This window comes from Arthrobacter sp. 08Y14, assembly GCF_002929455.1.
GTDB classification, from domain to species: Bacteria; Actinomycetota; Actinomycetes; order Actinomycetales; family Micrococcaceae; genus Arthrobacter_B; species Arthrobacter_B sunyaminii.
Genome location: NZ_PJIX01000026.1, coordinates 1 through 721, shown reverse-complemented (window position 1 = coordinate 721; position 721 = coordinate 1). Strand labels below are relative to the sequence as shown.

Genomic DNA, 721 nt, shown 5'->3' with positions numbered 1-721 from the left:
CTCGCCGGCCTCGACACAGCTCCGCTGGTCGGCCACCTCGCTGCCTGGAACTACTTCCAGTCCGTCGATGCACCCGTCAATGCCGAGTTCATCAAGACCTGGCATGCCTTCACCAAGAACGACAAGCGCGTGACCAACGACCCGATGGAAGCGGCCTATATCGGCTTCCAGGCCTGGGTTGCTGCCGTCGAAGCTGCCGGCACGACCGAAACCGACGCCGTTCTCGATAGCATCATCGGCGTTGCCGTTCCGAACCTCTCTGGCGGCACCTCGACCGTCATGCCGAACCACCACATCACCAAGCCGGTCCTGATCGGTGAAATCCAGGCCGACGGCCAGTTCGAAATCGTGCAGCAGACCCCGTCTGTCGTCGGTGACGAATGGTCGGATTACCTGCCCGACTCCAAGGACCTGATCTCCGATTGGCGCAAGCCGATGGAGTGCGGCAACTTCAACGTCGCCACCGGCAAGTGCGGCGGCAAGGGTAGCTGATCGGCTTTCTCCTACCTCCCTCTTCAGGGGGGAGGTCATCGCTCAGCGATGGGTGGGGAGATCTTGTCTTTGGTATCTCCCCACCCCGAACCTTCGGTTCGACCCTCCCCCTCAAGGGGAGGGTGTGCTTGCCCGCCAAGTTCGCGCATTACTCAGGCCATAGGCAAGTCCGGATACGTCGCCATCAGCCCCTCTTGGCCGAATGGCTTCATGCCGACTGGGCCTGCAT

1 protein-coding gene is annotated in these 721 nt (G+C 61.9%); it reads left to right on the top strand.

The features are described from left to right. A partial coding sequence (locus CXR03_RS18870) for a transporter substrate-binding protein (protein ID WP_181034679.1) occupies positions 1-492 on the top strand: 492 nt, incomplete at its 5' end. Positions 493-721 lie beyond the last annotated feature (229 nt).